Origin of the sequence: Pseudoalteromonas luteoviolacea (assembly GCF_001750165.1) — a bacterium.
GTDB classification, from domain to species: Bacteria; Pseudomonadota; Gammaproteobacteria; order Enterobacterales; family Alteromonadaceae; genus Pseudoalteromonas; species Pseudoalteromonas luteoviolacea_G.
Window position 1 is genome coordinate 861,952 of the sequence record NZ_CP015411.1, and the last position, 17,380, is coordinate 879,331.

At 43.0% G+C, this 17,380-nt stretch carries 19 protein-coding genes; 6 read left to right on the forward strand and 13 right to left on the reverse strand.

Going from position 1 to position 17,380, the window contains the following annotated elements:
* Positions 1 to 6 precede the first annotated feature (6 nt).
* Positions 7 to 1,335 (forward strand): phosphate regulon sensor histidine kinase PhoR, encoded by a 1,329-nt coding sequence (gene phoR / locus S4054249_RS03600; protein ID WP_046357032.1) that lies wholly within the window; start codon positions 7 to 9, stop codon positions 1,333 to 1,335.
* Positions 1,336 to 1,413: 78 nt separating this feature from the next.
* Entirely contained in the window at positions 1,414 to 2,382 is a 969-nt protein-coding gene (locus tag S4054249_RS03605) for a PstS family phosphate ABC transporter substrate-binding protein (protein WP_039611897.1), read from the forward strand.
* An 80-nt stretch (positions 2,383 to 2,462) separates the two neighbouring features.
* Here S4054249_RS03605 and S4054249_RS03610 read toward each other — a convergent pair whose 3' ends face one another.
* The 8 genes from S4054249_RS03610 to sfsA all read right to left on the reverse strand — a co-directional run bounded on the left by S4054249_RS03610 (position 2,463) and on the right by sfsA (position 9,056).
* Complete coding sequence (locus S4054249_RS03610) at positions 2,463 to 2,699, reverse strand: hypothetical protein (RefSeq protein ID WP_046357031.1); 237 nt, start codon at positions 2,697 to 2,699, stop codon at positions 2,463 to 2,465.
* A 181-nt stretch (positions 2,700 to 2,880) separates the two neighbouring features.
* The gene (panC, locus tag S4054249_RS03615) at positions 2,881 to 3,729 is read right to left on the reverse strand and encodes a pantoate--beta-alanine ligase (RefSeq protein ID WP_046357030.1); all 849 of its coding nucleotides are present in this window, start codon (positions 3,727 to 3,729) and stop codon (positions 2,881 to 2,883) included.
* A complete protein-coding gene (gene panB / locus S4054249_RS03620) occupies positions 3,729 to 4,523 on the reverse strand; it encodes a 3-methyl-2-oxobutanoate hydroxymethyltransferase (protein ID WP_046357029.1) in 795 nt (264 codons plus the stop codon). Before panB ends, panC begins: the two co-directional genes overlap by 1 nt.
* Positions 4,523 to 5,029, reverse strand: a complete 507-nt coding sequence (gene folK / locus S4054249_RS03625; RefSeq protein ID WP_046357028.1) for a 2-amino-4-hydroxy-6-hydroxymethyldihydropteridine diphosphokinase — start codon at positions 5,027 to 5,029, stop codon at positions 4,523 to 4,525. The genes panB and folK overlap by 1 nt, the downstream gene beginning before the upstream one ends.
* A complete protein-coding gene (gene pcnB, locus S4054249_RS03630) occupies positions 5,026 to 6,387 on the reverse strand; it encodes a polynucleotide adenylyltransferase PcnB (protein ID WP_046357049.1) in 1,362 nt (453 codons plus the stop codon). Before pcnB ends, folK begins: the two co-directional genes overlap by 4 nt.
* A 342-nt stretch (positions 6,388 to 6,729) precedes the next feature.
* Positions 6,730 to 7,695 (reverse strand): tRNA glutamyl-Q(34) synthetase GluQRS, encoded by a 966-nt coding sequence (gluQRS, locus tag S4054249_RS03635; protein ID WP_080928396.1) that lies wholly within the window; start codon positions 7,693 to 7,695, stop codon positions 6,730 to 6,732.
* A 45-nt stretch (positions 7,696 to 7,740) separates the two neighbouring features.
* On the reverse strand, positions 7,741 to 8,184 hold the full coding sequence (gene dksA, locus S4054249_RS03640; RefSeq protein ID WP_046357027.1) for an RNA polymerase-binding protein DksA: 444 nt from the start codon (positions 8,182 to 8,184) through the stop codon (positions 7,741 to 7,743).
* A 164-nt stretch (positions 8,185 to 8,348) separates the two neighbouring features.
* Complete coding sequence (gene sfsA / locus S4054249_RS03645) at positions 8,349 to 9,056, reverse strand: DNA/RNA nuclease SfsA (protein WP_046357026.1); 708 nt, start codon at positions 9,054 to 9,056, stop codon at positions 8,349 to 8,351.
* An 82-nt stretch (positions 9,057 to 9,138) separates the two neighbouring features.
* Here sfsA and pepB point away from each other — a divergent pair, with 82 nt between their 5' ends.
* Positions 9,139 to 10,434 (forward strand): aminopeptidase PepB, encoded by a 1,296-nt coding sequence (gene pepB / locus S4054249_RS03650; RefSeq protein WP_046357025.1) that lies wholly within the window; start codon positions 9,139 to 9,141, stop codon positions 10,432 to 10,434.
* A gap of 52 nt (positions 10,435 to 10,486) precedes the next feature.
* On the opposite strand, the gene S4054249_RS03655 is transcribed toward pepB, so the two are convergent.
* From S4054249_RS03655 to gpmM, 5 genes are all read right to left on the reverse strand, one after another.
* A complete protein-coding gene (locus S4054249_RS03655) occupies positions 10,487 to 10,906 on the reverse strand; it encodes a CBS domain-containing protein (protein ID WP_046357024.1) in 420 nt (139 codons plus the stop codon).
* Positions 10,907 to 10,991: 85 nt separating this feature from the next.
* Complete coding sequence (locus S4054249_RS03660) at positions 10,992 to 11,741, reverse strand: divergent polysaccharide deacetylase family protein (protein WP_046357047.1); 750 nt, start codon at positions 11,739 to 11,741, stop codon at positions 10,992 to 10,994.
* 133 nt (positions 11,742 to 11,874) lie between these two features.
* Positions 11,875 to 13,098, reverse strand: a complete 1,224-nt coding sequence (locus S4054249_RS03665) for a S41 family peptidase (protein ID WP_145924974.1) — start codon at positions 13,096 to 13,098, stop codon at positions 11,875 to 11,877.
* Positions 13,099 to 13,136: 38 nt separating this feature from the next.
* Entirely contained in the window at positions 13,137 to 14,282 is a 1,146-nt protein-coding gene (locus S4054249_RS03670) for a murein hydrolase activator EnvC family protein (protein WP_046357023.1), read from the reverse strand.
* Positions 14,283 to 14,284: 2 nt separating this feature from the next.
* Positions 14,285 to 15,829, reverse strand: a complete 1,545-nt coding sequence (gene gpmM, locus S4054249_RS03675) for a 2,3-bisphosphoglycerate-independent phosphoglycerate mutase (RefSeq protein WP_046357022.1) — start codon at positions 15,827 to 15,829, stop codon at positions 14,285 to 14,287.
* A gap of 291 nt (positions 15,830 to 16,120) precedes the next feature.
* Between gpmM and S4054249_RS03680 the strand changes: the two genes are divergently transcribed.
* From S4054249_RS03680 to secB, 3 genes are all read left to right on the forward strand, one after another.
* Positions 16,121 to 16,552, forward strand: a complete 432-nt coding sequence (locus tag S4054249_RS03680; RefSeq protein ID WP_046357021.1) for a rhodanese-like domain-containing protein — start codon at positions 16,121 to 16,123, stop codon at positions 16,550 to 16,552.
* A 12-nt stretch (positions 16,553 to 16,564) separates the two neighbouring features.
* Positions 16,565 to 16,822, forward strand: a complete 258-nt coding sequence (gene grxC, locus S4054249_RS03685) for a glutaredoxin 3 (RefSeq protein ID WP_046357020.1) — start codon at positions 16,565 to 16,567, stop codon at positions 16,820 to 16,822.
* Positions 16,823 to 16,897: 75 nt separating this feature from the next.
* Positions 16,898 to 17,380: a protein-export chaperone SecB gene (secB, locus tag S4054249_RS03690; RefSeq protein WP_046357019.1), complete on the forward strand. Its 483-nt coding sequence runs from the start codon at positions 16,898 to 16,900 to the stop codon at positions 17,378 to 17,380.

The following is a 17,380-nucleotide window of genomic DNA, read 5'->3' on the forward strand; positions in this document are numbered from 1 at the left end:
TTTTATATGTATAGAGTGATTGATAAACAGGCGTTATTAAAACGCCTGTTTTTGTATTTTCTGCCGCTTACCCTAATTGGTATTCTGCTTGGTGCGCCTTTTGTCATGTTATTCCTAGGCGCAACGGTGCTGTTATTTTGGCATTTTAAGCAGTTATATAAATTGAGTGATTGGTTGATTAATCAACGTAGCTTTAATCCACCTGAAGGATCTGGCGCGTGGGAGCAAATTTTCGAAGGGATCTATCACCTTCAGCACCGTAATCGTAAAAAGCGCAATGAACTTGCGGCGTTGATCCGCCGTTTTCGGGAGGGCGCAGAGGCGGTGCCTGATGCGGTGATCGTAATGCAACAGGATCTCAGTATTATTTGGTGTAATCAGTTGGCACTTAAAATCTTAGGTTTGCAATGGCCGACAGATCATGGCCAACGTTTAGATAATTTGATCCGTGATCCCAAGTTTGTGAAATATATGCAAGATCATGACTTCACGGATCCATTAGAGTTGGAAAGCGGACACAATGATGAGCGGGTTTTAGAGTTTCGCGTCATGCCTTATGCTGAGCAGCTGATGATGGTAGTGCGTGACATTTCAAGGCTTAAAAAACTTGAGCAGATGCGCAAAGACTTTGTTGCCAATGTGTCTCATGAGTTGCGTACACCTTTGACTGTGGTGACCGGCTATCTGGAGATGATGGAAGGTGACAATATGCCGCCGCCGGCGATGTGGCAAAAAGCACATTTAACCATGATTGAGCAGTGTAAGCGTATGGACAGTTTAGTGAACCAGCTACTGTCTTTATCGCGCATTGAAGGCGACAGGGATCAGGGTAATGATAAAGCGGTGAATGTGCCAAATATGCTGCAATTGATCCGAACCGAAGCGCTTTCACTCAATCAAGATAAGTATCATGAAATTGAGTTTGATGTAGATGAAACTTTGGACATCAAAGGGTGTATTGATGAATTGCGAAGCGCGTTTTCAAATTTAGTGTTTAATGCAGTTCACTATACTAAGCCCAATGGAAAGATTTTGGTTAAGTGGTATTTGGAAGGTGAGCGTCCAGCGTTTTCTGTGACTGACAATGGGGATGGTATTGCGCCCGAGCATATCAATCGTTTAACTGAACGCTTCTATCGGGTTGATAAAGCGAGAAGTAGAAAAACAGGTGGCTCAGGCTTGGGGTTGGCAATCACAAAACATGTGCTTAGTCGCCATGACTCTCATCTGGAAATCAGCAGTACGTTGGGAGAGGGATCGTGCTTTTCATTCTCCTTTCCGAAGGAAAAACGCATTTTTATGACAATGCAAGAAAGTCATAAAAGTGTCATTTAAGGGTAATTTTATTGTAATTAACTGAGCGCACAATGAGCATCAGGTAATCAAATGGGACGAACAATCGGAGTGACCCCAATGAAATTTAAAAGCTTAGTTGCCGCAATGGGTGTGGCTGTGACAACATTGGTATCAACGCAAGTATCAGCGCTTGATAAAAACTTACAAGAGTACAATAAGACCAGCGGTATCTCAGGTAACTTTTCATCTGTGGGTTCAGATACGCTAGCAAACATGATGACGTTTTGGGCTGAGGAGTACAAGCGTATTTACCCTAACGTAAATATTCAAATTCAAGCGGCTGGCTCTTCTACTGCTCCGCCAGCTTTAACAGAAGCGACAGCAAACTTCGGCCCAATGAGCCGTAAGATGAAGTCGAAAGAAGTTGAAGCGTTTGAAAAGCGCTATGGCTATAAGCCGACAGAAGTGCGTGTAGCGATCGATGCGCTTGCTGTATTTGTTCATAAAGACAACCCAATCAAAGGCCTACGTATTGATCAAGTTGATTCAATTTTCTCTTCAACTCGTAAATGCGGTGGTGACAAGCAAGTTGATCGTTGGAGCGATGTGGGTCTAAATGGTCCTTGGGCTGCTAAAGATATTCAGCTTTACGGCCGTAACTCTGTGTCTGGCACGTATGGTTACTTTAAGAAAAAAGCACTGTGTAAGGGTGACTTCAGAAATAACGTAAATGAGCAGCCTGGTTCTGCCTCTGTTGTACAGTCAATCTCTTCATCCGTAAACGCAATTGGTTATTCTGGTATTGGTTACAAGACGTCAGGTGTTCGTACCGTTCCGTTAGCGAAAAAAGGCGACAATTTTGTAGATGCAACATTAGAAAACGTTGCAACTGGTAAGTATCCATTATCACGTTTTCTCTATGTTTATGTGAATAAGCATCCGAACAAACCACTTTCTCCAATCGAAGCTGAATTTTTGAAGATGGTACTTTCTAAAGAAGGTCAGAAGATTGTAGAAAAAGACGGTTATGTGCCGCTAACAAGCAAGATGGCGAACCGCGAACTTAAGAAGCTAGGCCTGCTTTAAGCTTAAAGAATAGAGGTAAAAGGCCGCTCAGTGAGCGGCTTTTTTGTTAATAATGGCTCATTTAAATTGGAGTCGTTAATTTAATACCGAGCACTGCGCATTTTTGTTAGCTCTTCCGCTTGTGCTTTACAAGCATTGTATCGTTCAATGCATTCGCCACTGCATATCTGTCTTGTCATCGTTTGCTCTGTCGAGCTCATTGAGCAGTTCTGTTCGCATTGGAAGTTTTGTTGAGCACACTGATTGAGTTCCGGTGAATTTTGTTGATTACTACAAGCAACTAAGCTAAGCAATAAAAGGGGCAGCGCAAATCTCATAGTCGTTCCTATTCGTCAGCAGATAGAGAGTAATGTGTCTTATTTTAATCTTTTATACAGATTAAATTTAGCATACTTTTACAAAATGCTGCGTGTTAAGTATTCATGATAGATTTTGGTCATGGGGGCAGTGGAAGAGATTAGGCAGTAAAAAGCGCCCATAATGAGCGCTGTAGTAAAGTTATTGACCGACTTGTATATTGTCTATCAGCCTAACCTTACCTAAAAATGCAGCCGCCAGAATGACAAAGTCTTTGTCACCTTGTGTTGGCGACTGTAATGTGAACCTGTGCGCAACAGAGAAATAATCAGGTTTGAGGCCTGCTTGTTCAAGTGCTGTTTTTGCTTGCGCTTCAAGTGCATCAAAATCACGCTCACCCGCTTTAAGCGCCTGAGCTGTTTTTGATAGAACTTGATATAGGACTTTTGCAATGTCTTTTTCTTGCTCTGATAAATATCCGTTACGTGAGCTCATCGCCAGTCCAGAAACTTCTCTTTGAGTCGGCACGCCAATGATTTCAATGGGCATTGATAAATCATGAACCATGGTCTTGATGACTTGAAGTTGCTGGTAGTCTTTTTCACCAAAGCAGGCAAAGTCAGGTTGTACTAGGTTAAATAACTTGGTAACAACCGTGGCAACACCGCGGAAATGGCCACTGCGACTGCCGCCACAATAGCCTTCAGACACACCTGGCACGTCAACAAAGCTTTGTGTTGCCAGTCCATTCGGGTAAATGGTTTCTACACTGGGGGTAAAAACGATATCAGTGCCCAATTCAGCAAGCCCTTGCTTATCTTGAACTAGAGTACGAGGATAACTATCTAAGTCTTCATTTTGACCAAACTGCATCGGATTAACAAAAATGCTGACAACAACTTTGTCTGCGAGGGTTTTTGCCTTTTCAACGAGTGAAAAGTGCCCTTGATGCAAATTGCCCATAGTTGGTACAAATGCGATACTGAGATCCTGTTGACGCCAAGCTTTTATTTGGCTTCGTAATGACTTTATTTCAGTGATGGATTGCATTAATTAAACTCGTGATCTTTGCCTGGGAATGCGCCGGATTTAACATCGTCACAAAACTTTTTAACCGCATCGGGCATGTTTCCGGTTTCGGCTAAGTAGTTCTTTGAGAATTTAGGGATATAACCTGCAGATATGCCAACCAGGTCATGCATAACTAAGATCTGACCATCTACTTCTTTACCCGCACCAATACCAATGACAGGGATATTTACAGCGTCAGTAATTCGTTTTGCCAGACTAGAAGGAATACATTCAATTACTAGCATTTGAGCGCCAGCTGCCTCTAACGCTTGAGCATCTGCAATCATTTGCAGTGCTTGCTCTTCCTCGCGCCCTTGTATTTTAAATCCGCCAAATACATGAACAGACTGTGGCGTGAGACCTAGATGACCGCAAACAGGAATGCCTTGTTGAGTCAGTAGCTTGATCGAGTCAACAAGCCATGTGCCGCCTTCTAGCTTGACCATATTTGCGCCGCTGCGCATTAGAGTAGCTGCATTTTCGCAAGCTTGCGCAGGGTTGGAGTAACTCATAAAAGGCATATCAGCAATCACAAATAACTCTTTGGTGCCAGCTCTGACACTGCGAGTGTGATAGGCAATATCATCTGTTGTCACTGCCAGCGTGTCATCACCGCCTTGTAATACCATGCCTAGTGAATCACCAACTAAAACGACATCAACGCCATTATCGTAAAAAAGCTTCGCAAAGCTGGCATCATAAGCCGTTAACGCTGTGATTTTTTCACCTTGCTGTTTTTTCTTTGCTAAGGTTGAAACTGAAACTTTAGCCATTAAAGTATCTCCTTTATTTCTTTGCTAGGTAGAGTAGTTAGGCCATTTTTTGGTAATTTATCCGCAATCTGCTTGAGTGTACTGCCATTAGGGAGTACCAATTGAGGTGCTAATTCCAACAGGGGAAATACAACAAACTCTCGATCACAAAGACCATAATGCGGCACGGTTAAACGAGGAGTGGAGATAGTTTCATTGTTAAACAATAAAATATCTAAATCCAAGGTTCTTGGTCCCCAACGTTCGTCTTTACGCACTCTACCTTGACGTAGTTCAATATCCTGTAGTTGGTCTAACAATGCTTCAGGTTCTAATGCAGTTTCAAATCTCGCAACTGCATTTACATAATCAGGTTGATCTTGCGGGCCCATGGGTTTTGAGCTGTAAAAGCTAGACACAACTAGCGACTTAATCGCTGGATGTGTGCTTAAGGCATTGGTCGCCTTAATGAGTTGTGCTTGAGGATCAACTAAGTTAGCCCCAAGCCCGATGTACACTATATTCATGAATCTTGTTTTGGCTTTCTACGAGGTTTATTACGATATCTGCGCTTCGGGCGATCTTTTTGACCCAGGTTTTTCACCATGTCTTTTTGCCCGCTGACATCTTGCTTGAGATATTCAGTCCACCAATCAGCCAGTTGTTGCTGATCAGACTCACCACTCTCAACACGCAATAATAAGAAATCATATGACGCTTTAAATTTAGGTTGCAGGCTTAATCGATATGCACGTTGTCCACTGCGTCTATCTAAACGTTGCTGAATGTGCCATATATCTCTCGCACCTAACGTAAAGCGTTTTGGTACCGCGACTCTTTGCGCATTTTCGCTGAGCACCTGACTAATCGCTTGCATGAATGCATCGTACTCAGTCACACCTTGTTGCTCCAGTAGAGCGGCGCGCTTACGCAATGGGAACCAAAGCAGCGCAGCATAGATGAACGCAGGTGTGACTTTTTTGTTGTTGTTAATGCGCGCATCAGTATTGGCGAACATTTGTTGCACAAAGCGTCTTTCAAATTCGCTTTCGTCTTGCTCAAGGATCTCTTCAAGGGTTGGGAAAAGTTGTTTGAACAGTCCCAGCTCTCTGAGCATGAGGAAGTTTGCTTCGGCTTTGCCACCTAAGAACAGCTTGAGGGTCTCCTCAAATAGCCTTGCTGGCGGAATATTACCAAGTAAAGGAGCTAGCTCAGAAATGGGGGTCAATGTCGCCGGTGCGATTTCCATGTCAAGCTTTGTTGCAAAGCGCACTGCACGCAGCATTCTGACTGGATCTTCACGATAGCGTGTTTCAGGGTCTCCAATCAGCTCAATACGTCTGGCTTTGATGGCTTCGATGCCACCGGCAAAATCACGCACGCCGAAGTCATTGACGGAGTAGTACAAAGCATTGATTGAAAAGTCGCGGCGCTGCGCATCTTCTTCAATTGTGCCGTAAACATTATCACGCAATAATTGGCCCTGTTCACTGGCTTTGCTGGTTGGATCATCGCCTTGGCTCGATTGATGATGGCCGCGCATAGTTGCAACTTCGATGACTTCACGTCCGAATACAATGTGGGCAAGTCTGAATCGACGTCCAATTAGGCGACAATTTCTAAATAGGCGTTTTACTTCCTCTGGTGTTGCATTTGTTACAACATCAAAATCTTTTGGTTCAATCCCTAACAAAATATCCCGAATACAACCACCGACCAGATATGCGTCATAGCCGCCGTCTTTTAATCGATATAATACTTTGATTGCATTGGGGCTAAATTGTTTACGTGAGATGTTGTGCTCACTGCGAGGGATGATTTGAGGCGTTGACTTTGCCTCGACTGTCCCCGAAGTTTGCTTGGCACCAACAATTTGCCTACACAATTTGAATATTTTAGAAATAATAACCACTCTCCTAACTACTTTGAGTCCCCACCCGTAGCATCATTTATACTGATATTTTCATCTCGCTTACTGCTTTATTTTTTCTAAAGCGTAGGCGAATTAATAAGGCTCGCTATCATATACTCAAACGCCTTAAAATTGAAGTTTCAAAGGTGAATTAGCGATTAAATTTTCAACCAAATCGAACGATATGAATTATCGCAAAGTCCAGTCGTTTATTTTCTTGATAGCAATAACAAATGTGTTGCGGATAATTAATGGCGTTGTTTGTATTGCGGTGAAAACTTCTGTGTGGTGTCAAAATGTGGCACGTATACTTTTTTATAACGGTTGAAATTGATATTCCGACGCGTTGAGTTGATTCACTTGAATCTCTCTATGTTGAGGTAGATTCGTTTGCAGATAAACAGTGGTTGCCCAACTGAGTAAATCTACAACGGTGTCTATGTGACTAAGTTCAGTACTATCAAAGCCTAAAAATGAGAGTGCAGCTTTGAGCGCTGGTAGCGGTGCTTTGTTGTCTATTGCGGGCGCATGGTTTTGTTTGGACAGTTTAAATCCAGGTTCAGCGACAGCCAGTGGTACGTGTAAATATTTTGGAGGCGTATGATGCAACTGTTTAAATAAACTTAACTGCCTTGCTGTCGGTTCTAGTAAGTCTGCACCGCGAACAACATGGCTGATCTGTTGCTCAATATCATCGACAACGACCACAAGTTGATAGGCATATAATCCATCACGACGTTTAACAATATAATCTTCTTGCGCAATTTGTTCAGGTATTGAAACCTTGCCCAGTAAGCCATCTTTAAATTGATTAATAGGGTAATTCTGCCTAACACGCAGCGCATTGGACTCAACCGGATTTTGCAAATTACGGCAGTGGTTATCATAAAAACCTCCCCGTTGTTTGATTTGCTTGCGTGTACAGATACAGGGATATACATTTCCAGCAGATGTGAGCTCTGCTAGTACCTCTTGGTACAAGTGATGTCTTTGGCTTTGATAGACGACTTTTTCGTCCCAAAACAAACCATAGGCTTCTAGTGTTGTCAGGATTTCATCTGCTGCCCCCAGAACTACACGAGGGGTATCGATATCTTCCATCCGGACTAACCATTGACCATGGTGCGCCTTTGCATCAATGTAACTTGCAAGTGCCGCTATCAAAGAGCCAAAGTGAAGTGAGCCAGAAGGGGATGGAGCAAAACGTCCGCGATAAATGGGTGGTGTACCCAGAGCGGGTAAGTTCGTTTGCTCTGGGTATGATGTCTTTGGGGTCTGCATAACTGATGAGTTTAACCTATCGATTGCACAGGTTTAATACTCGGATTAACCTCGACCTTGTTGCTTTTCTTTGATCTCAGCAAGCGTTTTACAGTCAACACACAAATCTGCAGTTGGACGTGCTTCCAAGCGGCGGATACCAATCTCGATGCCACATGAATTACAAAAACCAAAGTCGTCTTCTTCGATTAACTGTAGTGTCTTTTCAATTTTCTTGATCAGCTTACGCTCACGGTCACGTGTACGCAATTCAAGTGAAAACTCTTCTTCTTGCGCTGCACGGTCAACGGGATCAGGGAAATTTGCCGCTTCATCTTGCATGTGGGTCATGGTGCGATCGACTTCATTACGAAGGTCGTTGCGCCACGCTTCTAATATTCTTTTAAAATGAGCTAGCTGTGCCTCGCCCATGTATTCTTCGCCCGGCTTTTCTTGGTAAGGTTCTAAACCGGCCTGAGCCAATAACCCTAGTTTTTTCTGGTCTGGCATAGCATTCTCCTAAATCCTTAATAAACAACCCCAGCTAACGCCGGCGGCTATAAATAGCAAAATCTTCAACCCTTAGCAAACACTTTTTGCATTGTCCCTGTTATAAAACAAGCCGTTGGGATGAGGTTTTTAACGGCAGATATATGAGGGTGAAGTTTTTTTTTTCAAGTATCAAATACAGATACTTGCTCAATTACTTTCACTTCTTCGGGTGTCACATGTGCTTTATATGCATATATTTCCACCCCTTCTGTTCTCGCTTGTGCCAACAATTGAGCATATTTTTTGTCAATATGCGCAGCCGCTTGAACTGAGTCAATGCCGTTATGCATAACTATAAATAATAGCACGGCACGCTTACCTTGATGTTTTATATGGATCAATTCTCTAAGATGCTTTTGACCTCGTACAGTTTCCGCATCAGGAAAGTACCCTTTTCCCTCTTCAAGAAGCGTGACGGACTTTACTTCGACATAGCATTCAGGCTTATCGTCGCTTGAGAGCAAGATATCAATGCGGCTATTCTCGTTGCCATATTTTACTTCACTGCTGATGGCCTTGTAGCCACTCAGTTGTTGAATACTGTTATGTTCAATTGCTTCATAGGCCACCTTGTTTGCCATAGCTGTGTTGACGCAGATAAGGTGGCCTTGGCTATCTTGTGTGAGTTCTAGTGAGTGTGGATACTTACGTTTTTCATTGTCGCTGGTGGAGTAGTAGGCTTTAAAACCGCTTTCTGCACAGCCAGTCATTTTACCTGTGTTAGCACAGTGCACCGTGAACTCTTTACCATCATTACTACGTAGGTCGACTAAAAATCGTTTATAACGCTTTAGCAAGGTGGCACTTTGAAGTTGGGATGAAAATTTCATAGTTTAGTCGCATTCGTTTTGGGGCTAAGAAAGTGCTAGTGTACACTCAATAGCAAATACAAGCGTAAGAGTGAAAACCTACATGTCTGATAAATTTATTGTTCGCTTAAGTGAACAGGCTCCAGCAACACATTGGGGCAATAATGCATCGCTGTCTTTTGATGAGCTGGGTGCAACCATTCATTTAACCGAACAAGAAACCCTTAAGCATATTCAAAAAGCGGCTCGTAGCCTAGCACAACAGGGGATCCCCGCGGTAGCGTTAAATGGTGAGGCGTGGTGTACAGAGTCTCAATGGGCATTTTACCAAGGTTTTGTTAGTCCAAAGCAACTAGATCCAGTCACTTTTGTGGAAAATGCACAATCAGATTTAAATGAACTACAAGCATTAAAGCAGGCTGCGACTTGGATGCGCCAAATGATCAATGGTACTGCAGAAGACATTTATCCAGAGAGCCTTGCAGGTAAAGCGGCTGAGTTTATTCAGTCTTTGGCGCCAGAGCATGTGAGTTATCAAATTATCAAAGGTGAAGCATTATTGGAGCATCAATGGATTGGTATCCATGAAGTTGGTCGTGGTAGCGAGAGAGCACCTGTTCTCCTTGAGCTAGACTTCAACCCAACAGGTGACGAAGATGCGCCTGTGAGCGCGGCATTAGTGGGCAAAGGCATTACATTTGATTCCGGTGGCTACTCGATTAAGCCAAGTGAAGGCATGTTGACAATGAAATGTGATATGGGCGGTGCTGCGACAGTAACAGCTGGTCTTGCATTGGCAATCCAACGTGGTATTGATAAGCGTATTAAGTTGTTCTTATGTTGTGCAGAAAACCTGATCTCAGGCCATGCATACAAACTGGGTGATATTTTAACATATAAAAACGGTACGACCGTTGAGATTGTTAACACGGATGCGGAAGGTCGTTTAGTACTGGCAGATGGCCTAATGGCGGCAGGCGAAACGGGGGCTCCGTTGATCATTGATGCTGCAACATTGACAGGTGCTGCACTGATGGCAGTTGGTCAAGAGTACAATGCATTATTTGGTCTAGACAAAGAGCTGGTGAGTGAAGTGCAGCAATTTGCCAGCGAAGAATTTGAGGCAGGGTGGCCACTACCACTTGAAAAGTGGCACCAGAATAATTGTCCTTCAGCATACGCAGATACAGCCAATAGTCGTGCTCAAAAAGGCGGTGGTTTTGGTGGTGCTTCTAATGCAGCAGGTTTCCTATCTCGTTTTGTGCCTAATGAAGGTAAAGGTTGGGTGCACATTGACCTTGCGGCAAGCTTTCAGAATAATGCGGGTTCGCAGTGGGCATCTGGCGCCACAACAATGGGTATGCGAACAGTTGCTCGCACATTAATTGCCAAAGCGTAATTGAATTTGAAAAAGCCTCTAACACAGAGGCTTTTTTACTATAAAGTAGACTTTAGGAAAGCAGTGCAGCGGCAAGACGCACAAAATCTGATGAAGTTAATATTCCTAACAGTTTATTGTTATCATCTACCACAGGCATGCAACCGTGGCGGTTATCAACAAAGTAAGTAACCACTTCATTGAGGTTTTGTTGTGGTGTTACACTGGCGAAATCTTCCGCCATGACATCACAGACCTTTTCTTGTTTTTCTTTTCGTTCTAAGGCTAAATTCCCATAGGTTGCTAAAATTTTCATCACTTTAGCGATCATTATCTTCTGCGTTAACATGCCGACTAAATGACCATCGTCATCAATCACTGGGATATGTCGAATGTTTTTCTCCCGCATTAAGTTGTGCGCATCGTGTAATGTATGTGACGTTTTAACTGCCAATGGATCTGGAGTCATTAACTGTTCAACAGTGTGCAGCATAGTCTTTTCCTATCAGTGAAGCTTATTAGTAGGTATAACTGAAAATGCTCTGGTTTTCCTGTGTCTGGATCAATAAAGTCCCTGTCTATTCATGTCGCTTACGTGTATGAGGTGCAGGTTTTTGCAATGCAGCCAAGCGTACATATTTATTTTCTACGAGCGTTGAAAGCGTTACGAGCTCAAACCCTTGGAGTTGTAATTCGCGCAAAGCATGCGTCAAAAACTGCTGTGTTTGTGGATATGGGTGAGCAATGCCTATGGCATATCCTTGCTCAGTTGCAATGGTCTTGAGCTGGTTTAATTGTATTTCTAACTGCGAACTTTCAAGTTCATTATCTATAAAAACATGTCTAGCAATATTATTTACACCATATAAGTTTGCCATTGTCTGTGCTTGGCTATAAGGCGTAGTACGGCTGTCTAAGAAGTATAGCGAGCGCTTTTTAAGTACCTCCATCGTCCACTTCATCGGTTCATCATGCTGTGTCAAGGCTGAGCCCATGTGGTTGTTTACACCTTTAACATGGGGGAGGCTAGAGAGCGCATGGCCAAGTGTTTTTTGTAGCTGCCACTTTTGCATATCGAGTGTTAAGCCACCAGGACCGAGAGCCTTGTTATCCAGTGACTGCATTGGGATGTGCAGGATCAACTCTTTCTTTTTTAAAGCTGCTTGATAAGCAAAATGCTGCGAAAAGGGCGTGTGAGGGAGTAGCGCATAAGTGACCTCACCAGGTAAGTTGAGCAACTCCAGGTCTCTTTGGTGATTTCCGATGTCATCAATGACTATGGCAATCTGCTTCGCATTGCAAGCAAATGCAAATAACCACAATATCATCAAAGCAATTTTTTTTAAGCGCACGAGTTAAATTATAATTTTATTATGTGTTATATGAGCCGTTTATATAACGACGCTTTTATCATTTAAGCTAGCATGTTTTGTATACTGATAAAAGCGCCTTTATGATCTTTTAATTTACTGTAGGTTGCTGTTTTACCACCAATTGGCGAGCAGCCTGCCAGTGTTTTTCAAGCCGAGCATACAAGTCCTTATCAGCTTTATCTGTGCTCATTATAGCTGTTTTATTTAGACTTGAGAGCGTGTTTTTACTGTACTCAATATCAGGCTTTATGCCTGTGCCCTCAATAGACTGCCCTGATGGAGTATAGTAGCGTGCTGTAGTGAGCTTTAGCGCACTCGTGCCATTTCCTATGGGGATCAGGGATTGCACCGAGCCTTTACCAAATGACCCTTGTCCTAAAATTAGAGCACGCTTATTGTCTTGCAATGCGCCAGCTAAAATTTCGGCAGCGGATGCTGACTGACTATTGATTAGAACCATGATGGGAGCGCCATTCAATATATCCCCTTGTACTGCGTAAAACTTTTGATTAGCGTCAAAAAAGCGCCCTTTGGTAGTTACTATGACGCCACTTTGTAAAAATAAATCTGAAATAGCCACCGCGCTATTCAGTGTGCCGCCTGGATTATCTCTTAAATCAATCACTAGGCCTTTTAGCGTGAGCCCACTATGTGCAAACAGCATATTAATGTGTCTGGCGACGTCATGATAACTGTGGTTATTAAATGATGAGATGGAAATATACCCGATGTCTCCTTTGAGTAATTTACTGGTGACACTCTCAAGGGTGATCTCTTGCCGTCTAAGAGCGAGTGTTACATGTGCTTCCTCGCGTTCTACAGTTATATGAATAATCGACAGCTTTGCTTCTCGTAATAATTTGGAAACTTCAGAGATACTTTTATTGGTGACATCATGGGTGTTCACCGCGACGAGTTTATCACCCCCCTCAATACCAGCTTGCTCAGCAGGTGAACCCGGCAATGTATCGACGATGACAATACGATTTTCTATTTCTTCAACTTCAATACCAATACCCGTGTAGCGACCATTGGTTGCACTGAATAAAGTTTCCAATTCGTGTTCATTTAAATATTTTGAATAGGGATCTAATTGCTCAAACAATTCATTGAAATTATGTTGTTTAATGTGCGAGGTAGGTACTTCTTCTACATAATACGTTTGAATGTGATAGAGGATCTCTTCCATATGTGCATGACTAATTTGCTTAGCTTGAACATGAAAGAACAGTGATATAAGAAATAATGCGCATAGGCAGGTCATCGCGCGCTTTAGGTTACAGGGCGGGGAAATAGAGACAAAAAATTTCATATGCTGCTCCTAGTGACGGGGCAGCATAGGTTATTCATTTAACTTGATCTGCACCATTTAACTGGATTCACAGCGCTTCCTTTATGCCGTATTTCAAAGTATAGCCCAGGATTTTGTTGTCCGCCGCTTTGTCCAACTAACGCAATTGCATCACCTGGATTTACATGGTCACCCACATCTTTTAGCAAAGTTTGCGCATGGCCATATAGGCTCATAAACCCCTTACCATGATCAAGCACAATGACCCAACCAAAACCGTTTAGCCAATCAGCATATACAACATGACCTGGCGCGACACTGTTGACTTCAGTGCCTGTTTTACCGGCAATCATAACGCCTTTCCAATTCATACCCACGTGCTTACGTTGGCCAAATTGTTTTTTGATTTTGCCTTTGAGTGGCCATGCCAATTTTCCTTTGAGCCGTTGCAGACCGTCTAATTTGGCAATAAATACTTCTTCTGAAGGTGATTGTACTTCAGCGAGGGCTTCTAAGGTGGTTTTTAAGGTGGTTTCGTTTTCTTCTAAGTAAGCAATGGCTGACTGTGTTTTTAGCAGTTTATCATTCAGCTTGCCTAAATGTGTTTGACGCTGCTTTTGCGCAAGCTGTAAATCATTTTGTCTGATCTGCTGTTGCTCAAGGAGTGCAATGAGTTGTTGCTGCGACTTGACCAGCGCTTGCTGGTTTTCTTCTAGCTTAACAAAGACCATTTTTAGATCTTCTAACTGTTGTATCCTTGCTTTGTTAAAGTAGTCGTAGTAGCTAATTGTGCGCTCAAGTGCTGCGGTTTTTTGTTGGTTGAGCAGCATTTTAGAATAGTCATGGCTGCCAGTAACATAGGCACTTTTTAACTGTGCGGCAAGCAGCTTTTGTAACTTGTGTTTACGGCGGTTAAGCTGCGTGCCTTCTTGCTCAAGCGCATACTGCTGTTGTTTGTTTTCGCTGATACCTTGTTGGGTTAGTGTCAGAGCTTTTGCGCTGCGGGCAATTTCAAGTTCAAATGACTGCAAGCGCTGTTTGAGAGCACTGAAAGACGCTTGTTGTTTTTTATAAGCTGCTTGGCTTTTTTTTAATTCTGCCTGAACCGCAGCCAAATCCGCTTTGGTTTGTGATTCATTGGCCTCAGCATGCGCCGAGAACAATGAAATCACAAAAACTAAGCTGGCGAGTTTACCTCTTACCATACTTATTTTAAGCGCATAATTGGCGAACCAGTCATCTCTGCTGGTTGCTCTAGACCCATGAGGTGCAGCATGGTTGGTGCTACGTCGCTCAGTGTCTTATTGGCTTGTGGCTCGGCATCACGGCCAATGTAAATAAATGGCACCGGCTCGCTGGTATGTGCAGTATGCGCCTGTCCAGTGCTTGGATCTTGCATTTGCTCTGCATTACCGTGGTCAGCAGTAATAAGTGCTTCACCACCGTGTTCTTTCAATGCAGCGACAACACGGCCAATACAATTATCAACAGCCTCACATGCTTTTACAGCAGCGTCAAATACACCTGAGTGCCCCACCATATCACCATTTGGATAGTTACAGATGATGGCATCATACTCACCACCTTGAATGGCTTCGATGAGTTTATCTGTGAGCATTTCTGAGTTCATTTCAGGCTGTAAATCATATGTGGCTACTTGAGGTGAAGGAATAAGTTCGCGTTTTTCACCTTCAAATAAGTCTTCACGGCCGCCACTGAAGAAGAAAGTAACGTGTGCGTACTTCTCTGTTTCTGAAATCCGTAGCTGTGTTTTGTCATGCTTGGCAAGCCATTCACCTAGCACATTATTTAATTTCTCAGGAGCAAATGCGATAGGTGCCTCAATGTCAGCAGCGTATTCTGTCATCATGACAAAACTGCTAAGTGCCGGTGCTTTTTTCTTCTTAAAGCCGCCAAAGTCAGCGTCAACAAATGCACGAGTCATTTGCCTTGCTCGGTCAGCTCTGAAGTTTAAGAATAAAATCGCATCACCGTCATTGATTTGAACGGCTTGCTGGCCCTTAGGCGTGATGGTAGTGGCTTTGATAAACTCATCATTTTCATCACGTTGGTAAGCCGCTTCTAGCGCTTCTACACCATCGGTAAAATCAAATTCAGCTTCACCACAAACCATCAGGTTATAGGCTTGTTCTACACGTTCCCAGCGGTTATCTCTGTCCATAGCGTAATAGCGCCCAATAATAGATGCTAAACGGCCTGTACCAAGGGTTTTAAATAGCGTTTGAATTCGTTCAATTGAGGCTTGTGCGCTACGTGGTGGTGTATCGCGCCCATCGAGGAATGCATGAAAGTAAATATCTTTAGCGCCGCGCTGTGCAGCAAGTTCTATGCTCGCTACAATGTGATCTTCATGGCTATGTACACCACCTGGACTCAGTAAGCCCATTAAGTGCACGGCTTTACCTTGTGCTACAGCATCATCAATACTTTTAACTAAAGTAGGGTTATGTGCAAATTCACCGTCATCGATTGCTTTAGTAATGCGAGTGAAATCTTGGTATACAATTCGACCTGCTCCCAAATTTACATGACCTACTTCAGAGTTACCCATTTGGCCGTCAGGCAAACCGACATCTAGACCAGACCCTGAAATTAGCGTCGTTGGTTGTGATTGCCAAAGCTCATCAAGTACAGGTGTGTTAGCAGCAAGGATAGCGTTGCTTTGTGTTTCTTCTCTGTATCCCCAGCCATCTAAAATGATAAGTACCAGTGGTTTTTTCTTCGTAGTCATTTGGGCTCCTGAAAAATGCACGATAGATGGCGCATAGAATACCTTGTTTAGCAGGAAAGTTCAGCCCTATGCTGGTGATTTATGTTCAAGATTAATTAATCTAATGGCAACACCTTTAATGTAGGACTTTCGTCAAAACTGAAAGGGTAAACGGTTATACGTTGTTGATGTGAAAAAGAGGGGCGTGGTTCGGGTGATTGTAGACTGGTGACAATAGGTTTGTACCAAGGGACGTAAAAACGTATACTCGCTGCACTGTAAGTTTTATCTGCTAATTAAGTGGCAAGGTCCATGGAACAATATATAACTTTTTTCACCAATCACCCTGTATTAAGTATTATTTGGGTCGTCCTAGCAATCATGCTAGTACATAGCTGGTATAAAAGCCGTTTTTCATCAATCCGTCAGATCAATCCGCAGCAATTAACTTTGTTGATTAATCGTGAAGATGCTCAGGTCCTCGATATGCGCGGTAAAAAAGACTTCACAGCGGGTCGAATTGCTGGTGCAGAGATGATGAATGTCGACAAAGCGAAACAAAATGACTTTGGTGGACTTGAAAAGTATAAAACAAAGCCCATTATACTGGTATGTAGTACAGGTATGACTGCCAATAACATTGCTGAAAGAATGCATCAACAAGGGTACGAAAAAATTCACGTACTTTCAGGTGGCATGAGTTCATGGCAAAGTGCAGGTTTACCAACGACAACTGGCAAATAATTGGAGTAGTAAATGAGTAATGATGTAATTATCTATACCAAAGATTACTGTCCTTTCTGTCATCGTGCGAAGGCGCTGCTCGATAGCAAAGGCGTCACATATACAGAATATGATATTGCTGTACAGCCTGAACTTCGTGATGAGATGATCGAAAAAGCAAACGGCGGGCATACAGTGCCACAAATCTTTATCAATGGGCAGCACATCGGTGGCTGTGATGATATGATGGCGCTTGAAGCTCAAGGCAAACTAACCCAGTTATTGGCTTAGTCGAGCGAAATTAAAGATTTCCAGTACTTAAGGAGAACATTAAGTACTGTTTAACAAAAATTTATAGGAATAATAATGACTGAACAAAATCAAAATGCGGCAGTAGAACAACAAGAAGGCCCACAATTTAACATCCAGCGTATCTATACTAAAGATGTATCTTTTGAAACGCCAAATTCTCCAGCGATTTTCCAAAAAGAGTGGACGCCTGAAGTTAAGCTAGATATGGACACGCGTTCAGCTAAGCTAGACGAAGGTGTGTTTGAAGTTGTTCTTGCATTAACTGTTACCGCTACAATTGGTGAAGAAACTGCATTCCTATGTGAAATTCAACAAGCTGGTATTTTTTCAGTAGGTGAGTTAGAAGAACTGCAACTAGCTCATATGCTAGGTGCTTTCTGCCCTAACATTCTTTTCCCTTATGCTCGAGAAGCAGTTGCAAGCTTAGTAAACCGTGGTACTTTCCCACAACTTAACCTTGCACCAGTTAACTTCGACGCACTATTTGCTCAGTACATGCAACAACGTGCAGCGCAAGAGCAAACAGCTGACGCATAA

Bases quoted from the DNA above. Each gene is read 5' to 3' on its own strand.
- phoR (WP_046357032.1), top strand. From the start codon at position 7: ATGTATAGAGTGATTGATAAACAGGCGTTATTAAAACGCCTGTTTTTG.
- S4054249_RS03605 (WP_039611897.1), top strand. From the start codon at position 1,414: ATGAAATTTAAAAGCTTAGTTGCCGCAATGGGTGTGGCTGTGACAACA.
- S4054249_RS03610 (WP_046357031.1), bottom strand. From the start codon at position 2,699: ATGAGATTTGCGCTGCCCCTTTTATTGCTTAGCTTAGTTGCTTGTAGT.
- panC (WP_046357030.1), bottom strand. From the start codon at position 3,729: ATGCAATCCATCACTGAAATAAAGTCATTACGAAGCCAAATAAAAGCT.
- panB (WP_046357029.1), bottom strand. From the start codon at position 4,523: ATGGCTAAAGTTTCAGTTTCAACCTTAGCAAAGAAAAAACAGCAAGGT.
- folK (WP_046357028.1), bottom strand. From the start codon at position 5,029: ATGAATATAGTGTACATCGGGCTTGGGGCTAACTTAGTTGATCCTCAA.
- gluQRS (WP_080928396.1), bottom strand. From the start codon at position 7,695: ATGCAGACCCCAAAGACATCATACCCAGAGCAAACGAACTTACCCGCT.
- dksA (WP_046357027.1), bottom strand. From the start codon at position 8,184: ATGCCAGACCAGAAAAAACTAGGGTTATTGGCTCAGGCCGGTTTAGAA.
- sfsA (WP_046357026.1), bottom strand. From the start codon at position 9,056: ATGAAATTTTCATCCCAACTTCAAAGTGCCACCTTGCTAAAGCGTTAT.
- pepB (WP_046357025.1), top strand. From the start codon at position 9,139: ATGTCTGATAAATTTATTGTTCGCTTAAGTGAACAGGCTCCAGCAACA.
- S4054249_RS03655 (WP_046357024.1), bottom strand. From the start codon at position 10,906: ATGCTGCACACTGTTGAACAGTTAATGACTCCAGATCCATTGGCAGTT.
- S4054249_RS03660 (WP_046357047.1), bottom strand. From the start codon at position 11,741: ATGATATTGTGGTTATTTGCATTTGCTTGCAATGCGAAGCAGATTGCC.
- S4054249_RS03665 (WP_145924974.1), bottom strand. From the start codon at position 13,098: ATGAAATTTTTTGTCTCTATTTCCCCGCCCTGTAACCTAAAGCGCGCG.
- S4054249_RS03670 (WP_046357023.1), bottom strand. From the start codon at position 14,282: ATGGTAAGAGGTAAACTCGCCAGCTTAGTTTTTGTGATTTCATTGTTC.
- gpmM (WP_046357022.1), bottom strand. From the start codon at position 15,829: ATGACTACGAAGAAAAAACCACTGGTACTTATCATTTTAGATGGCTGG.
- S4054249_RS03680 (WP_046357021.1), top strand. From the start codon at position 16,121: ATGGAACAATATATAACTTTTTTCACCAATCACCCTGTATTAAGTATT.
- grxC (WP_046357020.1), top strand. From the start codon at position 16,565: ATGAGTAATGATGTAATTATCTATACCAAAGATTACTGTCCTTTCTGT.
- secB (WP_046357019.1), top strand. From the start codon at position 16,898: ATGACTGAACAAAATCAAAATGCGGCAGTAGAACAACAAGAAGGCCCA.